The sequence below is a fragment of the Pseudodesulfovibrio aespoeensis Aspo-2 genome, from assembly GCF_000176915.2.
GTDB lineage: Bacteria > Desulfobacterota > Desulfovibrionia > Desulfovibrionales > Desulfovibrionaceae > Pseudodesulfovibrio > Pseudodesulfovibrio aespoeensis.
Genome location: NC_014844.1, coordinates 2,091,214 through 2,106,357, shown reverse-complemented (window position 1 = coordinate 2,106,357; position 15,144 = coordinate 2,091,214). Strand labels below are relative to the sequence as shown.

Sequence of the window (15,144 nt, the reverse complement as noted above, 5' to 3'; positions counted from 1 at the left end):
GCCTGGCAAAAGGCACAGGCCTGCCCAACATAGTCAAAAAAAGGGAAAAGGAGAAGTCATATCAGCAGCCGTGTGGGCCGGTCTGGCTCAATACTTGTCGAAGTCGGGGTAGGGGTGCCCCCATTTCTCGTAGATGGCCTTCAGGCCGCCGTTCTGGTGCAGGGTCCTCATGCCCTCGTCATACAGCTCCATGATCGCCTGGCCGCGCGGGGAGGTGTTGAAGAGCGGGTGGTACGAGCGGACTCCCACTTGTCTGATTTCGTAGTCGAGCATGTCGAAGGGAATGGTGTTTTCGGCGATGGACTTTCTGATGAAGGCCATGTCGTCTACATAGGCGTCGGCCCGGCCAAGGAGGACCATGCCCAGCCCCTGGGCGCCGTTGGCGACATACTTGATCCGCACTGGCACTGGAAAGTTCTCCTGGACGTAGTATCCGGGCTGACTCAGCACCAGTCGGTCGAGCAGGCTCTGCGGGCCTTGCCAGTCCGGGATTCGACCGCGGCTGAAAAACACATGGTAGGCATTCTCGTACATGGGGTGGCGGGCCATGACCAGAGGCGGGCTGACCATATCGTCACAGATCATCATGTCGGCCTGCCCCAGGCGGACAAGCTCTTCGGCCCGGTCGGAAGTGGCGTATTCGTGCCGCACCGGAATGGCGTGGAGGGCGAAGACCGCGTTCAGAATCTCATGGTAGAGTCCCGTGCCGTCGGGGTTGGTGAACAAATCCCAAGACTGGCCCGTGGACAGAACCTCGACGATGTCCGCACCGTGCGCCGGGACAGGGCGGAGCAGCGGGGCCAGGAGCAGGACGAGACTCGCACACCAGAGGAGCGCGACCATGCGACCCTTGCGGCCCGGTTTTTGGCTTCTGCGATTCATAACTATCATCATACGTTTTTTGTGTCTGCAAGTGAAGCGGTATCTGGCGATCCATCGTTGTTTCCCAATGAATATATCGGGTTGACCGACCGCTGACTTCGTATTCCATTTTGGCAGCCGCTGTCTGGCTCGCGTTTGGCTCCTCCGGTCGCTGCTGCCTGGATTCCGCCTGGATTCCGCAAGAGCCGCAGAACCCCCATCCCTGATTATGCGTTGACAATGAAAATGAATTTCAATATCACGATTGCCAAGCGGCGATGCCGCCAGGGGTGATCATGCATAAAGAAGTTTTCACGCGAGAGGAGCGAGTGCTTGAGATGGCCAGGGAGGCTGTCCGGGAAACTGCTGACAATGGGCATTCCTCGCCCGTCTTCGCCTCGCTGGTCCGGGAGTATGAGAAGCTTGTCCGCCAGAGCCGCAGACTGGTCACCATGGGCGATCGGATGCAGCAGACCCTCAATGATCTCAATCGCAATCTCGCCCTGAGCGAGCACAAGTTCCGCAGCATCTTCGAGAATGTGACCGAGGGCATCTACCGGTGCGACGAGGGCGGAAGGTTCGTGGAGGTGAACCCGGCCATGGCTGCCATGTTTGGCTGCCAGGGCCCGGAATCCTTTATCCGGACCGTGGGCGAGCTGCATCGCATCTTTTGCGACCATGAGGATTTTCATCTGTACGAGGCGTTGCTCGCCGCTGGCGATGCCCGCCGCTACGAGGTGCGCGTCTGCGGTCCGGGTGATGAGAGCCTGTGGGTCGAGATCAGCGCCAGCATGGTGGGTGGCGACGAGGCCAAGGGTGTTCGGGCGGGCGTGGTGGGCGTCCTGGTGGATGTCACCGAGCGCAAGCGGATGATCGAGGAGATGTGCCGCCTTGCCAGGACCGACAGCATGACCGGGATGTGGAACAGGGGATATTTCATGGAGCTTGCCGGGCGCGAATTGAACCGCGCGCGCCGGAGCGGTGGCGAGCTGTCGCTCATCATGCTTGATGTGGATCATTTCAAGGCCATCAACGACACCCATGGCCATGATGTGGGCGATGTGGCGCTCATGGAGCTGGCCCGCGTGATCGGGGAGTCCGTGCGCGAGGTGGATGTGGCCGCCAGGCTCGGCGGCGAGGAGTTCGCGGTCATGCTGCCCGACACCTCGGCAGAAGACGCCTGCGCCGTTGCCGTGCGCATTGCCAGGACTATCCGCCGGGCGGTCGTGGATTCCCCGCGCGGACCGGTCTCCATGACCGTGTCCATGGGGCTGGCGTCCTTTGAGGAGTCCAAGGACAGCCTTGATTCGCTGCTCAAGTATTCGGACATCGCCCTGTATGCGGCCAAGAAGAATGGCCGTGACCGGGTGGAGACATACCGCCGATCCGTCTGCCCCCGCTCGGTCAGGGGCGTTGCCTGCGACGACGGGGAGGCCTGAGCCGTGCGTGTCGTGACCGGTCTGCTGCATGCCGTGTCGGCTTTGAGCGTGGAGTGCAAGATGACCGCGCTCCTGCTGGCGGCCATGGTGGTTTTTCCCCTGACCACCCTCGTGATTTACCATTCTGGCGCCCGTGAGACGGTCACCAACTTCATGGTCGGCTTCCTGGTGGTCGGCATCATCCTGGTGGTGCCCCTGGCCAAGTGGCTCAGCCATGTCATCGCCCTGCGCAACATCCTCGAGCTCAATGCCCAGTGCCAGCTCCTCAAGCGCGGCGAGTACGGGGTGACCGAGCCGCCCCCGGACGATGATGAGGGGCATGATTTCGTGTCTCTCAAGCGCAACATGCACTGGATGGGCTATGCCATCGCCAGCCGCCAGCGCAGGCTCTCGTCGGCCTTGCAGTCCCTGGCCGAGGCGCGCAACCAGATCCTTGAGAGCATCGACTACGCCTCGCACATCCAGGCCGCCTTCCTGCCCGACGAGCGCGCGCTGGCCGGGGTTGTGCCCGCCCATTTTCTGCTTTGGCGCCAGCGTGACGTGGTGGGCGGCGACTCCTACTGGTTCAAGCCGTGGGGCGATGGATATTTCATCGGGGTGATCGACTGCACCGGCCACGGCGTGCCGGGCGCATTCATGACCCTGATCGTGCAGTCGCTGCTCGAAAAAGCTCTGCGGGAGGGCGACGCCTCGCCGTCGGGCATGCTCGCCCGGACCAACCGGCTGATCAAGGACGCCCTGGGCCAGAACGAGAAGGGCACCCGCTCGGATGACGGCATGGACTGCGCTCTGTGCCATGTCTCGCCCGGTTCCGGCAGGCTGGTCTTTGCCGGGGCCAATTCGCCCCTGTATGCGGTCGAGGGGGGCAAGGCCCGGCGCATCAGGGGGGACCGTTGCGGGCTCGGCTATGTCCGGTCGCCGCGCGATTTCGTTTTTACCGATGTCGAGGTGGCCCTGGCGCCCGGAGCCAGGTTCTACATGGCCACCGACGGCATCGTCGATCAGGTGGGCGGGCCCAGGCGGCTGCCCTTTGGCCGGAGTCGGCTGATGCGGTTCATCGAGGAGCACCGGACCGCTCCCATCACCGGGCAGGGCGATGCGCTCATGGCGTGCCTGTCCGAATACCAGGGCGGCGAGAGCCGCCGCGACGACATGACTGTGCTCGGTTTAGAAGTCTAGCATGGAGGGGCTCATGGCATCAAATTTGTACAAATATTACGAAGAAATGAGAGGAAAAGGCACGATCCTCTACTTCAATGGCCCGGTCTCCCAGGCCGTGGTCGAGGGGCTGGCCGAACTGATGCGCGAGAAGATGCGCGCCGAGGACGCGGGCATGGACAGCGTGCAGCGGGTCTTCTCCATCCTGGTCGAGCAGATGCAGAATATCGTTCGCTATTCGTCGGAGCGGCACAACCATGCCACGGCGAGCCTGGGCGAGATGGCCCACGGCCAGGTGGTGGTGGGCCGTGAGAGTGACGGCAGCTTTTTCGTGGCCTGCGGCAACAAGGTGCGCGCCGAGGACGTGGACAGGCTGACCAGCCAGCTGGAAACCCTCAGGGCCATGGGCCGCAACGATCTCAAGGCCTATTACCGCGAGCGTCGCAGGAGTCGGCCCGGCGAGGAGTCCAAGGGTGCGGGCCTCGGCTTTATCGAGATGGCCCGCAAATCGTCCCGCCCCATGGACTACGACTTCGTACCCCTGGATTGCGAGACCTCGTTCTTTTCCATGAAAGTAGTCGCCCAGTAGGAGTTCTGCCATGACACGTTTCAGCGTACAGGCGACCAAGTCGTCCCCGCACATAGATTTCGACCCCGTAACCCGCATCCTGGAGATCAGGGGCGAATCCTATCCGGAGAACTGCTCCGGCTTCTACGGACCGGTGTTTGACTGGCTTGAGAGTTTTTTCGATCGGGTTCGGGACGATCGGGTGGAGCTGAACATGGAGATTCTCTATTTCAACAGCTCGTCGTCCAAGACCTTCATGGACCTCTTTGACATGCTCGATTCCGAGGCGGCCAAGGGCCGCAACATCGTGGTCAACTGGCGCTACCACGAGGAGAACGAGACCGCCATGGAGTGCGGCGAAGAGTTCATGGAAGACGTGCGCAACCTCCGGTTCAATCTCGTCGAGTACGTGGATTGACCGGCCATCCCTGCAAAATGAGAGGCAATCAATGACCCCAAGTCAGATAAAGGCGTCCCTGCGGACGCTCATCCCCATCCGTCAGCCCGTGTTCATCTGGGGGCCGCCCGGCGTGGGCAAGAGCCAGGTGGTGGCCCAGGTCGCCGCCGAGCTTGAGTGCGAGCTGACCGACCTGCGGGCCGTGCTGCTCGACCCCGTGGATCTGCGCGGCATCCCCACGGTCTCGCCGGATGGTACTGCCCGCTGGTGCCCGCCCGCCTTCCTGCCCGTGTCGGGCCGGGGCGTGCTCTTTCTCGACGAGCTCAACGCCGCGCCGCCCCTGGTTCAGGCCGCCTGCTACCAGTTCATCCTGGACCGGCGCGTGGGCGAATACGAGCTGCCCGAAGGGTGGACCGTGATCGCAGCGGGCAACCGCGAGGGCGACCGGGCCGTGACCCACAGGATGCCCTCGGCCCTGTCCAACCGCTTTGTCCACCTCGACTTTGACGTGGATGTGGACCAGTGGCTCGACTGGGCCGCCGGACAGGGGCTGGTCGAGGAGGTTCGCGCCTTTGTACGCTATCGGCCAAACCTCCTGCACAGCTTTGATCCCAGGCGCGACGACAAGGCGTTCCCCTCGCCTCGGTCCTGGGAGTTCGCCGCCCGCGTCCTGGCAGCCGGACCGGACCCGGAGGTGGAGGCGGACCTGCTGCGCGGCGCCGTTGGCCCTGGCGCGGCTGCCGAGTTCGTGGGATTCTCCCGCATCTATCGGCAGCTGCCCGACCCGGACGCGGTCATCGAACGCCCGGACCTGGCCGAAATCCCGGAAGAACCGGCCACACTCTACGCCCTGTGCGGCGCGCTGGCCAGAAAGGCTGGGGCAGACACTGCCGAGAGCATCATCGCCTATGCCTCGCGGCTGCCCGCCGAGTTCGCCGTGCTCCTGGTGCGTGATTCGGTCAGGACCGCCCCTTGCGTGGTCGAGTGCCCGGCCTTTTCGCACTGGGCCACTGCCAACTCCGACGTGTTATTCTAAATGAGCGGCACGGCGTACAAGAAAGTGATCCGGGCGCGGACCTCGCTGCTGCTGGACCACCCTTTTTTCGGCTCCCTGTGCATGCGCATGGTCCCCCGCGAGGACTTGGCCTGCCGCACCGCCTGGACCGATGGCCGCACCCTTGCCTACAACCCGGTCTATGTGGCCGGGCTGAGCGAGCCCCAGGTGCTTGGCATGCTCGCCCATACGGTCATGCATCCCGCCTGCCAGCACCATGTGCGCCGCAACGGGCGTGATGCCGGGCTGTGGAACGCTGCCTGCGACCACGCCATCAACTGGATATTGCTCGACGCGGGTTTCACCTTGCCGCCCGGACACCTGGACAATCCCGCTTACCAGGGCATGAGCGCCGACGCCGTGTATGCCGAGCTGGCCGCCAGCCGGGGCGGCGACGGCATGCCGTCCGACGAGGCGGGCGAAGGGCGTGAAATGGGCGAGGAGGAGAACCGCGACGCGATGGGCAGGCCGGGCAGGGCGGGCGATGAAGGCGGAGAGGGCGATTCTGCGCAGGCCAGCGACAGCGCGGCGGCCATTGCCGAAGACAGCGAGATCGGCGAGCCCGGGGAGACCGGTGATGAAGCCGCAGAAACCCGTCTGGATCAGCCCGGCGATCCGGGCGGCAGCGGCGAGGTGCGCGACGCATCGGGCCATGAAACCGGGGGCGGCCAGTCCGGCGACGAGACGGACCAGGAATGGGAGATAGCCCTGGCCGATGCCGCGCGGCAGGCCAGAGAGACGGGCGACCTGCCCGGTGGTCTGGCGCGGCTGGTGCGCGACCTGCTCGCCCCCAGGCTCGACTGGCGCGAGCTGTTGTCGCGGTTCATCAGCGAGCGGGCCAGGGACGATTACAGCTGGACCCCGCCCAACAGGCGCTTTCTCCACATGAATATTGTGCTGCCCTCCCTGTCGCACCGCAAACTGCCGGAGGTGGTCCTGGCCCTGGACACCTCGGGCAGCGTGGGCGACCGGGAGATGGACCAGTTCGCGGCAGAGCTTTCAGGCTTGCTCGAAACCTATGACACCACGGTCCATGTGGTCTGCTGCGACGTGCGGTTGACCTCGGCACGAACCTTCAGTCGGGCCGACCTGCCCCTTGAGATCGACCCGGTGGGAGGCGGCGGCACGGACTATCGCCCGGTCTTTGACTGGGTGGAGGGCGAGGGCGTGGACCCGGCCTGCCTCGTCTACCTCACGGACATGGAATGCCCCCGTTTCCCGGAGCGCGAGCCGGACTATCCGGTGCTCTGGGCGCGCGTCGGCGGCGGCGGAAACATCCCGCCCTTCGGCGAGATCATCGAAGTGGCGGCAAGGGAGGAGAGTGCATGAAGATTCAGTGGGAAATCACCAAGCGGCGGGGCTATCACCGGCCCGTGCTCAAGTACTCGATCGAGCTTGAACCTTTCGAGATCGAGCTGGCCGTGCCCCAGGTGGTGCTGGAAAAGGCCATTGTCACACCGCCGTCCGCCTGGAGGTCGTATTGCCATCCCGGCCAGGATGAGCGGGGCGGAGCACCCCTTGGCTGGCACCGGCTGATGACGCCGAGCCATGTGCGCAAATCATTCGAGGACACCCTGACCCTGCCGTGGCGCGGGCCGGGCGGCGGATTCTCCGACGTGGCCGACGCTTTTGTCCGGCTCCGCCGCGATTTCGAGCTGGTCCTGACAGCCGCCTACGACAGCGCGCCGCTCGATATCATCAGCGAGCTCGAACTGACCGACACCACCAGAAAACACATTGCCTCGGGCGTTGTTTCGGCGCGGTTTCTCGCTGCCGTCGGGTTTTGAGGACACGCCGGACACTCCGGATGCGGATACCAAGGGACAAGGAGAAGAGATGAAGTCGGCCCAGCAGGTGTTTCTGGATTTCATGAGAAGCAATTCATTGAGCTTGACCCCTCAGCGCAAGGCCATCGTGGAGACCTTTCTGGAGAGCGAGGGGCATTTTTCGGCAGAGCAGCTTTACGAAAGGGTAGGCAGGCGGATGTCTGACATCGGGCAGGCCACGGTCTACCGGACCCTCAAGCTGCTGGTGGATTCAGGTCTGGCCGACGCCTTTGACCTGGGCGAGGGGGTGACCCTCTACGAGCACCGCTACGGGCATGAACACCATGACCATCTTGTCTGCCTCGTGTGCGGCAGGAAGGTCGAGATCGTTGACGCGGCCATTGAGCGCAGGCAGGAGGCCCTGGCCGTGGAATACGGTTTCACTCTGACCCGTCACCGCATGTTTCTTTTCGGACTGTGCCCAGGCTGCGCTGATACGGCCCGGTCCTGACCTTGTTCGGGCGACCCGCCGTCTCCCCTCCCCCACACACACGCGGCGGATCGCTCCAACGCCGGGCCTGAAAAGGCCCGGCTTTCTTTTTGCGCCAGACGGGGTCATTTGGCCGTGGGTGTGGGCGCAGGCAGTTTTTTCCGATCAGACCCGGTGTCCACCGGCGGGGCGGTCTCCTCCTGGTTCGTGCCGGCGGCAAACATGGAGTTGATGCCGCGTCTGAGAAAGGCGCGCGGGTCTTCCTTGCTGGCGATGGAGCATCGAATGGTCATGGCTTCTCCCGTGAATCGTTGCCGGAGGCGCACAATGCGCAGTCCGGGTGGTCGTTGTCTGCGTGGGTGCAGGCATGGCACAGGCCATGGAGCACTGTCTCGAAGCGGAACAGGGTGAATCCCTGCTGCCGGGCGGTCTCCCGCTGCAGGCAGTCGAGGTAGGGGTTGACCAGCGGTATCTGCCTGCCGCACCGCTCGCAGATCATCCTGCTGTGGTGGTCGACCATGGGTTCGTAGTTGGTGGTGCCGTCGCTCAAGCGGATGCAGCGGGCAACGCCCGCGTCGTGCAGGTGCTTGATGGTTCGGTACACGGTGGACCGGCTGATGCCCGCGTCCATCTCCGTGACCCTTTCAAGCAGTCCTTCACAGGTCAGCATCGAGTCCTGGCTTTGAAACACCTTGAAGATCAGCAATCTCTGCTGGGTCAGCTTGAGACTGTTGGCTGCCAGGTAATGTCTGAATGTCTTGAGAGCCTCGTTCACTTCATGTCTCTGTCGGTTGTGTTGGTCGTGTGTTTCCATAATGACACGTCATGTCGTCCGTCAGGCCTGCAATGCGAGAAATCAGGGCGGATTTGAGATCAAATGTCAACAGCGTTTTTTTGTTGACCTCTAGTGCCCCAGGGTCTATCTCTGATACCGAAATTCATTATCAATTGCAACCGAGAACTGAACGTGCAGGGGGTAACGATGTTGTTGCGCAGGACGCTGGCCGGTGTGGCGAGCGGTGAGACCACCTTCGTGGTGGCCGTGGACGCCGGGTTCAAGGCAAGGACCAGGCTCGAATCCATGGGGATTATTCCGGGCATCGAGGTGGACGTGCTCAACAACGGCAGTGGTCCCATGATTGTCTCCGTGGGCGAGGGTCGCATCATCGTCGAGCGCGGCGTGGCCGAGAAGGTGCTGGTGGCCTGACACATCAGGCGGCATTCCGATGTCATTTGAAAACGGGTCCGGTCATTCCGGGCCAGGGAAAGGTACCCATGACTCTTGACGAAATAAAGCCCGGCTCGCGGTGCGTGATGATCGATCTGCGCACAGGCGGGGCGCTGGGACAGCGGCTCATGGACCTGGGATTCTGCCCGGGCGCGAGTATTGAGGTGGTGCGCAACGCACCCCTGGTCGATCCGGTGGTGCTCCATCTCGACGGGTACAATATCAGCATCCGGCATGACGAGGCCCGGCATGTGGAGGTGGAGCGGCAATGAGTTCGGGCAGCCTTCTGGTCGCACTTGCGGGTCAGCCCAACTGCGGCAAGTCAACGGTGTTCAACATGCTGACCGGCGCGCGGCAGCATGTGGCCAACTATCCGGGCGTGACCGTGGAGAAGAAGACCGGATTCTTCACTTTGGGCGATATGCGCGTCGAGCTGGTGGACCTTCCCGGAACCTACAGCCTGACCTCCTATTCCCTCGAGGAGCGGGTGACGCGCGATTTCCTGCTCAACGACAATCCCGGCGTGGTCATCGACGTGGCCGACGCCTCGAACCTCAAGCGCAACCTCTACCTGACCATCCAGCTCCTTGAAATGGAGGTGCCCACGGTCCTGGCCCTGAACATGATGGACGTGGCCGAACGCCGCGGCCAGAGCGTGAATCTGGCCCGGCTCGAAGCGCTGCTCTCCATCCCGGTGGTGCCGACCGTGGCCAAGAAGGGGCAGGGCAAGGAGGATATCCGCATCGCGGTTGAGCACGCCCATGCCGAAAAGGCCGAGGCTCCATTCTCCATCGACTACGGCTCCCTCGAAGCGCACATTCACGCCATTGAGACCGTGCTGGCCGGGGAGCCGACCTTGAGCGCGCAGTACCCCGTGCGCTGGCTGGCCGTGAAATTGCTGGAGGCGGACAGCGAGGCCGAGGTCCTCTTGCGCCGCATCCACCCCGATCCCCAGACCGTGCTCGACATGGTGGCCTCTGCCAGGACAGCGTTTCAGGAGCGCGAGGGGCGCGAGGCAGAGCGGCACATCGCCTTTGCCCGGCACGCCGCCGCCGGGCGCATCGCCAGCGAAGTGGTGGCCGTCGAGGCAGGTAGGCCGAGTTCGCTGTCGGACAGGGCGGACCGGTTCATCTGCCATCGCTTTTTCGGGCCCGTGATCCTGATCCTGATCCTGCTCGCCCTGTACCAGATATCCATCGTCTTTGGCGGCTGGCTGGCGGTCAAAGTCTGGCCCCTGTGGGGGAGCATCGAGAGCTTTGTCTCGGACATCCTGCCCACAGCGGGATTTGCCGAGGATCCGCTGGTCCGCTCCCTGGGCGAGTGGGTGGTCAAGTCCATGACGGCCATCCTCAACTATCTGCCCATCTTCATCCTGCTCTTCGCCTTTATCGCCGTGCTCGAGGATTCGGGCTACATGCCGCGCATGGCGTTCATTCTCGACCGGTTGTTCCGGCGGTTCGGGCTGCACGGCCAGTCCACGCTGCCCATGATCCTCGGCGGCGTCTATGTGGGCGGCTGCGCCATTCCCGGAGTCATGGCCACCAAGGCGATCCCGGACGAGCGCGCCCGGCTGGCCACCATCCTGATCGTGCCCATGATGAACTGCCTGGCCAAGGTGCCGCTCTATCTGATCCTCATAGACGCCTATTTTCCCGAGGCGGGCGGGCTGGCCATGTTCTTCATCGCCACGGTGACCATGTTCATGGCCCTGCCCGTGGCCAAGGCGCTGTCCATGACGGTGCTGCGCAAGAAGGAGAACGCGCCGTTCATCATGGAGATGCCGCCTTACCATGTGCCGACCCTGGACGGCGTGCTGCGCCGCGCCGTGGAGCGCACCTGGCTTTTCATGAAGAAGATCGTCACCGTGGTGGCCGCCGTGGCCGTGGTCGTCTTCGTGCTCATCAACTTCCCCGGCCTGAGCAGCGACCGCACGGCTCATTTCAAGGCCGAGCAGGACGCTGTTGTCACCAAGTTCATGGCCCAGGTGGACAAGACGCAGTACAAGGGCGTGATCACGCCGGTGGATGTCACCGGCATCATCCTCTATGACGAGGCCCTCAAACAGGCCAAGGTCGGCGTGACCGACCAGGAGGCGTCCAACGTCATCAACGCGCGCTTCGAGCAGGCCAACCCGGTCTATTTCGCCGTGGTCCGCCGCGTGGGCGAGGACGGTAAGGCGCTTAACAAGGCGCTCAAGAGCGTTACTTCGGCCCGCAAGCAACTGCGCAGGGAAATCCGCGCGGAGCGCTTCGAGGGCAGCTTCCTCGGCGTGCTGGGCCGGGCCATCGAGCCGGTCACCCAGTATGCCGGGTTCAACTGGCGCATCAACATCGCGCTCCTGTCCGCTTTTGCGGCCAAGGAGAACAGCGCGGCCACTCTGGGGGCCATCTACGGCCACGACGGCACCAACCAGTCCGTCGAGGTGAGCATGCGGGAAGGGGAGGTCGGATTCACCCCGCTGCATGCCCTGGCCCTGATGCTCTTCATGGCCCTGTATCCGCCGTGCATCCCCACCTCGATCATGGTGCGCCACCAGTCCAACTCCACCAAGTGGATGCTGTTCTCCATCGGCTACCAGTCGCTGCTCGGCCTGTTTGTGGCCACGCTGGTCTTCACCGGCGGCAGCCTGCTCGGACTCAGCGGCATGCAGGCCATGTGGGCGTTTTACGCATTGTGCGTGGCCACCACCCTGGTCATGGCCATGATACCGATAGGGGAAGAATCCCGGCCCATTTCCGTGGCCGGAGAGAAACTGTGCAAGGACAATTGCTCGTAAGGAGGAGCGTGAAAATGAGAAAATTGTTGATCTTTGGCCTGCTGGCCTGCCTGCTGGCCATCTCCGGCCAGGCGTATGCCCACAGCCCGCTCATGAGCTGCTTTGACAACGGCGATGGCACTGTGACCTGCGAGGGCGGGTTCTCGGACGGCTCCTCGGCCTCCGGGGTTGGCATGTCGGTCAAGGCACCGGACGGCAAAACCCTCATGGAGGGGAAGATGAGCCAGGACAGCGAGTATTCCTTCAAGAAGCCCGAAGGCGGCTACACTGTGGTCTTTGACGCGGGCGAGGGACACACCGTGGTCATCAACGGCGCGGACATCGTGGAGTAGGGAATGGCGGCGCAAGGCGGCGTTGCCGTCTGCGCCCCTTTTTTTGGCATTATAATGAGAATAAAACTCAATTTCATCACAAGGAGAGGTTTCATGAAAAAACGGTTCATCATGCTGCTGACAGCCGTCTGCGTTCTTACGGTGGTCAGCTCCGCCTTTGCCCACTTCATGATGGTCTACACCCCGGAGATCGCCCTTGAGCAGGGTGAGGACATGGATGTCCGCATCGTGTTCACCCACCCTGCCGAGGCCGGGCACATGATGGACATGGGCGGTGTCGAGGAGTTCTACGCCATGTTCCAGCGCGGCGATTCCGAGCCCAAGAAGATCGATCTCAAAGGCTACCTCAAGCAGATCGAGTGGACCAACCCCCATTCCAAGGCCCCGGCCTTTGGCGGCGTGATCCCCAGGAAGGAAGTCCGCTCCATGGGCGATTACGTCCTGGTCATGAAGCCGGGCTACTACTTTGAGAAAGAGGAAGGCGTCTACATGCAGCAGATCACCAAGGTGATCATGAACGTGGGCGGCGTGCCCGGCAACTGGGCTGCCCCCGTCGGCCTGCCGTGCGAGATCGTGCCCATGATCAAGCCCTACAGTCTGTGGACCGGTAACGTCTTCAAGGCGCAGGTGCTCTCCGAGGGCAAGCCCGTGGCCGGTGCCGAGGTCGAGGTGGAGTACCTGAGCCACATGCCCGACCTCAAGACCAACTCCCTGCCCGAGGCCTCCTCGGTCACCTATCCGCACGACGCCTTTGTCACCCAGACCATCTTCTCCGACGACAACGGCTACATTACCTTCGGCATCCCCAAGGCCGGTTGGTGGGGCTTCGCCGCCCTGGGCATCGGCCCCGACACCCAGCACGACGGCAAGGAATTGTCCCAGGACGCTGTCATATGGGTCAAGGCCGTGGACATGAAGTAAGGGGGTCGGCAACTAGTTCAAACCCTCACCCTGTAACCGCATAGCCCCCTCTGGCGGGAGCGGCGGGCCGGATGACCCGGCCCGCCGCTCTCCACCCCTCGATTCAAGGCGGAAACGATGATCGGCCTGTTCAGGCACCGATCCGCCTGATGGGACGGAATCGTCCCGATGCCTGTGAACTCTCCGCGTTCGTCATTCCATTCCCGGCAGGGTCCGCTTTCGTGTATCGGCCTTGCGCCATGCCCTTGTCTGAATGCTCGCCTGCGCCGCGATGCGGGCCGGGTGCGACCCGGTCAGGCCCGCGTTGCGCCGATTCGTGATCATCTTGGCAGTCATGGGCATGGTCCCTGTGCGGGCCGCGCTTCTGGGTCTGACCGTGGTCACGGTTGTGCTGCGAAGAGAGAGACCTGGGGTTCTTCTCTGGTTCGGTTTGCATCATACCCTACGCCAGTTCCCGGATCGCGGGCAAACGCTGAAACCGCTTTTCTGCCCGGCCTCTGGCAACGGTCTGGTTCGACAATCTACCAAGACAAAGAAAAACCCCTCGCCAGCGGGAAGCCGGCGAGGGGCGCAAGGTCTAGGGGAAGTCCGTCAGCGGACGGCCCTGCTAGGCGACATCGTCGCGCCAGCGGGGTTCCTGCATCCGGAAATCCTGGGTGGCGAGGTTGCGCGTCAGCCAGCCGTTCTTGTGGGGGGTCATCAGCGCGTAGAGGCTGATCCAGGAAAGGCCGAAGAGCATGAACATGGAGTAGGGGAAGGCCCAGAGACAGGCCAGGGACCGGTGCCGGATCAGGTAGAAGAAGGCGGGCATGAGCGAGGCGACGAAAATGCCGCCGAGCAGGCCGTAGAGCGTCACGCCGGGCCAGGTGATCAGGGAGGCGATCAGTCCCGCCTTGAGCATCTCGTTGGCACCCATGCGCACCCACTGCTGGGCGAGGTCCACCTGCGCGCCGAGCACAGGCTCGGGGCGGAAGCGGGTGAAGCCGAAGCGGGACAGGGCGATGGTTTCGCGGATGTTGGAGCGGGCCCAGCGCAGCATCATCTTGCACAGCCCCTTGTATTCCACCGGGACATTGGTGAAGACGACCGCATCGCTCTGGAAGTGGACCAGCCGCTGCTCCTTGAGGATCAGGTTGGTCATGGCCCGGTCCTCGCCGATGTTGGCGGGCTGGCCCATGAAGGTCTGGTGCAGCCATTTTTCGCGCACCTTGGCCACCAGGGCGGCATCGTAGGCGGACAGGGCACCGGGGGTGCACATGACCGTGTTGAAGGTGCTCTGGGCGGCGCGGATGAAATCAAAGGAATAGGTGAAGGCCACGTCGAGCATCTTGGGGATGACACCCTCGCCCGTGTTCAGCACCCGGACATTGCCAGCCACGGCCCCGACGCGCGGGTTGCGGCAGAAGACGCTGACCATGCTGCGCAGGGTGGTCGGCTCGATCACGGAATCCGAATCGATGGTCACCAGGACCTCGCCCGTGGCGCGCAGAAATCCGTGGTTCAGGGCGTGCCGCTTGCCTTGGTTCATGGGCGAGCGGATCAGCTCGACGCGGTCGCCGAACTCCTCGCCGCCCTTGACCATCCACAGCCAGGTGTCGTCCTTGCTGCCGTCGTCCACGCAGATCACCTGGAGCCTGTCTGCCGGAAAATCGCTGGACATGACGCTGCGCAGGGTTTCAAGCACCTGCGGGCCTTCGTTGTAGGCCGGGATGATCACCGTGCAGCTTTTGAGCTCGGCATCGGCGCAGGGGGCCGCCGGGCGGTAGCGCAGCACCAGCAGGACGCGCCACGCCAGCATGGCCAGATTCATGACCACCAGGAAGTAGACCCCGGCCCGCCAGAGGGTGCTCAGGGGCATGGCCAGGGAGAGGTGCAGCCGTCCCACATACACAAGAGAATTGAACACCAGCAGGGAGATGAGAACGATCAGGCTGATGGCCAGAAACCCTTTCATCCAGATGGGCGCGTAGTCGTGCAGCGGCTCCATGCCATAGTCCGGACGTTCGGTCGCGATGGCACCGCCGCTGGCCTGGCGAGCGGATGATACCTTGCTCATATACATTGCGGTTATTCCTTTGGCGTCAATGCAATTTTTTTCAATGAAAACGGGAAATGAACGGTCAGGAACTGATGACGATCCTGAAGAAAGCTAAA

The 15,144-nt window shown here is 63.2% G+C and carries 18 protein-coding genes; 13 read left to right on the top strand and 5 right to left on the bottom strand.

Annotated features, from left to right (window positions below):
- Positions 1 to 87 precede the first annotated feature (87 nt).
- Positions 88 to 882, bottom strand: a complete 795-nt coding sequence (locus DAES_RS09570; RefSeq protein WP_157864839.1) for a substrate-binding periplasmic protein — start codon at positions 880 to 882, stop codon at positions 88 to 90.
- A 275-nt stretch (positions 883 to 1,157) separates the two neighbouring features.
- Between DAES_RS09570 and DAES_RS09565 the strand changes: the two genes are divergently transcribed.
- The 8 genes from DAES_RS09565 to DAES_RS09530 are packed head-to-tail and all read left to right on the top strand — an operon-like array spanning position 1,158 to position 7,754.
- On the top strand, positions 1,158 to 2,300 hold the full coding sequence (locus DAES_RS09565) for a sensor domain-containing diguanylate cyclase (RefSeq protein WP_173358453.1): 1,143 nt from the start codon (positions 1,158 to 1,160) through the stop codon (positions 2,298 to 2,300).
- Positions 2,301 to 2,303: 3 nt separating this feature from the next.
- On the top strand, positions 2,304 to 3,479 hold the full coding sequence (locus tag DAES_RS09560) for a PP2C family protein-serine/threonine phosphatase (protein ID WP_013514823.1): 1,176 nt from the start codon (positions 2,304 to 2,306) through the stop codon (positions 3,477 to 3,479).
- A gap of 13 nt (positions 3,480 to 3,492) precedes the next feature.
- Positions 3,493 to 4,047 carry a SiaB family protein kinase gene (locus DAES_RS09555; RefSeq protein WP_013514822.1) on the top strand — a complete coding sequence of 185 codons (555 nt, stop codon included), beginning with the start codon at positions 3,493 to 3,495 and terminating at the stop codon, positions 4,045 to 4,047.
- Between the two features lie 10 nt (positions 4,048 to 4,057).
- On the top strand, positions 4,058 to 4,444 hold the full coding sequence (locus DAES_RS09550; RefSeq protein WP_013514821.1) for a DUF1987 domain-containing protein: 387 nt from the start codon (positions 4,058 to 4,060) through the stop codon (positions 4,442 to 4,444).
- 31 nt (positions 4,445 to 4,475) lie between these two features.
- Positions 4,476 to 5,459 carry an AAA family ATPase gene (locus DAES_RS09545; protein WP_013514820.1) on the top strand — a complete coding sequence of 328 codons (984 nt, stop codon included), beginning with the start codon at positions 4,476 to 4,478 and terminating at the stop codon, positions 5,457 to 5,459.
- Complete coding sequence (locus DAES_RS09540) at positions 5,460 to 6,806, top strand: vWA domain-containing protein (protein ID WP_013514819.1); 1,347 nt, start codon at positions 5,460 to 5,462, stop codon at positions 6,804 to 6,806. It begins immediately after the preceding gene.
- Positions 6,803 to 7,264: a hypothetical protein gene (locus DAES_RS09535; RefSeq protein WP_013514818.1), complete on the top strand. Its 462-nt coding sequence runs from the start codon at positions 6,803 to 6,805 to the stop codon at positions 7,262 to 7,264. The genes DAES_RS09540 and DAES_RS09535 overlap by 4 nt, the downstream gene beginning before the upstream one ends.
- A gap of 49 nt (positions 7,265 to 7,313) precedes the next feature.
- On the top strand, positions 7,314 to 7,754 hold the full coding sequence (locus tag DAES_RS09530; protein WP_013514817.1) for a Fur family transcriptional regulator: 441 nt from the start codon (positions 7,314 to 7,316) through the stop codon (positions 7,752 to 7,754).
- A gap of 104 nt (positions 7,755 to 7,858) precedes the next feature.
- Here DAES_RS09530 and DAES_RS17625 read toward each other — a convergent pair whose 3' ends face one another.
- Together DAES_RS17625 and DAES_RS09525 are read right to left on the bottom strand one after the other, a co-directional pair.
- Positions 7,859 to 8,026, bottom strand: a complete 168-nt coding sequence (locus tag DAES_RS17625) for a hypothetical protein (protein WP_013514816.1) — start codon at positions 8,024 to 8,026, stop codon at positions 7,859 to 7,861.
- The gene (locus DAES_RS09525) at positions 8,023 to 8,508 is read right to left on the bottom strand and encodes a Fur family transcriptional regulator (RefSeq protein WP_013514815.1); all 486 of its coding nucleotides are present in this window, start codon (positions 8,506 to 8,508) and stop codon (positions 8,023 to 8,025) included. The genes DAES_RS17625 and DAES_RS09525 overlap by 4 nt, the downstream gene beginning before the upstream one ends.
- Positions 8,509 to 8,715: 207 nt before the next feature.
- Here DAES_RS09525 and DAES_RS09520 point away from each other — a divergent pair, with 207 nt between their 5' ends.
- The 5 genes from DAES_RS09520 to DAES_RS09500 all read left to right on the top strand — a co-directional run bounded on the left by DAES_RS09520 (position 8,716) and on the right by DAES_RS09500 (position 12,990).
- Positions 8,716 to 8,940 carry a FeoA family protein gene (locus DAES_RS09520; protein ID WP_013514814.1) on the top strand — a complete coding sequence of 75 codons (225 nt, stop codon included), beginning with the start codon at positions 8,716 to 8,718 and terminating at the stop codon, positions 8,938 to 8,940.
- A 68-nt stretch (positions 8,941 to 9,008) separates the two neighbouring features.
- A complete protein-coding gene (locus DAES_RS09515; protein ID WP_013514813.1) occupies positions 9,009 to 9,233 on the top strand; it encodes a FeoA family protein in 225 nt (74 codons plus the stop codon).
- Complete coding sequence (gene feoB, locus DAES_RS09510; RefSeq protein ID WP_013514812.1) at positions 9,230 to 11,737, top strand: ferrous iron transport protein B; 2,508 nt, start codon at positions 9,230 to 9,232, stop codon at positions 11,735 to 11,737. The genes DAES_RS09515 and feoB overlap by 4 nt, the downstream gene beginning before the upstream one ends.
- 14 nt (positions 11,738 to 11,751) lie before the next feature.
- The gene (locus DAES_RS09505; RefSeq protein ID WP_013514811.1) at positions 11,752 to 12,069 is read left to right on the top strand and encodes a hypothetical protein; all 318 of its coding nucleotides are present in this window, start codon (positions 11,752 to 11,754) and stop codon (positions 12,067 to 12,069) included.
- Positions 12,070 to 12,162: 93 nt separating this feature from the next.
- Complete coding sequence (locus DAES_RS09500) at positions 12,163 to 12,990, top strand: DUF4198 domain-containing protein (protein ID WP_013514810.1); 828 nt, start codon at positions 12,163 to 12,165, stop codon at positions 12,988 to 12,990.
- A 192-nt stretch (positions 12,991 to 13,182) separates the two neighbouring features.
- Here DAES_RS09500 and DAES_RS17620 read toward each other — a convergent pair whose 3' ends face one another.
- The gene (locus tag DAES_RS17620; protein WP_157864837.1) at positions 13,183 to 13,374 is read right to left on the bottom strand and encodes a hypothetical protein; all 192 of its coding nucleotides are present in this window, start codon (positions 13,372 to 13,374) and stop codon (positions 13,183 to 13,185) included.
- 223 nt (positions 13,375 to 13,597) lie between these two features.
- Positions 13,598 to 15,046 carry a glycosyltransferase family 2 protein gene (locus DAES_RS09495; RefSeq protein WP_201764302.1) on the bottom strand — a complete coding sequence of 483 codons (1,449 nt, stop codon included), beginning with the start codon at positions 15,044 to 15,046 and terminating at the stop codon, positions 13,598 to 13,600.
- Positions 15,047 to 15,144 lie beyond the last annotated feature (98 nt).

Excerpts from the sequence above, each read along its gene's own strand:
- DAES_RS09570 (WP_157864839.1), bottom strand. The coding sequence starts at position 882 with ATGAATCGCAGAAGCCAAAAACCGGGCCGCAAGGGTCGCATGGTCGCG.
- DAES_RS09565 (WP_173358453.1), top strand. The coding sequence starts at position 1,158 with ATGCATAAAGAAGTTTTCACGCGAGAGGAGCGAGTGCTTGAGATGGCC.
- DAES_RS09555 (WP_013514822.1), top strand. The coding sequence starts at position 3,493 with ATGGCATCAAATTTGTACAAATATTACGAAGAAATGAGAGGAAAAGGC.
- DAES_RS09550 (WP_013514821.1), top strand. The coding sequence starts at position 4,058 with ATGACACGTTTCAGCGTACAGGCGACCAAGTCGTCCCCGCACATAGAT.
- DAES_RS09545 (WP_013514820.1), top strand. The coding sequence starts at position 4,476 with ATGACCCCAAGTCAGATAAAGGCGTCCCTGCGGACGCTCATCCCCATC.
- DAES_RS09540 (WP_013514819.1), top strand. The coding sequence starts at position 5,460 with ATGAGCGGCACGGCGTACAAGAAAGTGATCCGGGCGCGGACCTCGCTG.
- DAES_RS09535 (WP_013514818.1), top strand. The coding sequence starts at position 6,803 with ATGAAGATTCAGTGGGAAATCACCAAGCGGCGGGGCTATCACCGGCCC.
- DAES_RS09530 (WP_013514817.1), top strand. The coding sequence starts at position 7,314 with ATGAAGTCGGCCCAGCAGGTGTTTCTGGATTTCATGAGAAGCAATTCA.
- DAES_RS17625 (WP_013514816.1), bottom strand. The coding sequence starts at position 8,026 with ATGACCATTCGATGCTCCATCGCCAGCAAGGAAGACCCGCGCGCCTTT.
- DAES_RS09520 (WP_013514814.1), top strand. The coding sequence starts at position 8,716 with ATGTTGTTGCGCAGGACGCTGGCCGGTGTGGCGAGCGGTGAGACCACC.
- DAES_RS09515 (WP_013514813.1), top strand. The coding sequence starts at position 9,009 with ATGACTCTTGACGAAATAAAGCCCGGCTCGCGGTGCGTGATGATCGAT.
- feoB (WP_013514812.1), top strand. The coding sequence starts at position 9,230 with ATGAGTTCGGGCAGCCTTCTGGTCGCACTTGCGGGTCAGCCCAACTGC.
- DAES_RS09505 (WP_013514811.1), top strand. The coding sequence starts at position 11,752 with ATGAGAAAATTGTTGATCTTTGGCCTGCTGGCCTGCCTGCTGGCCATC.
- DAES_RS09500 (WP_013514810.1), top strand. The coding sequence starts at position 12,163 with ATGAAAAAACGGTTCATCATGCTGCTGACAGCCGTCTGCGTTCTTACG.
- DAES_RS09495 (WP_201764302.1), bottom strand. The coding sequence starts at position 15,046 with ATGAGCAAGGTATCATCCGCTCGCCAGGCCAGCGGCGGTGCCATCGCG.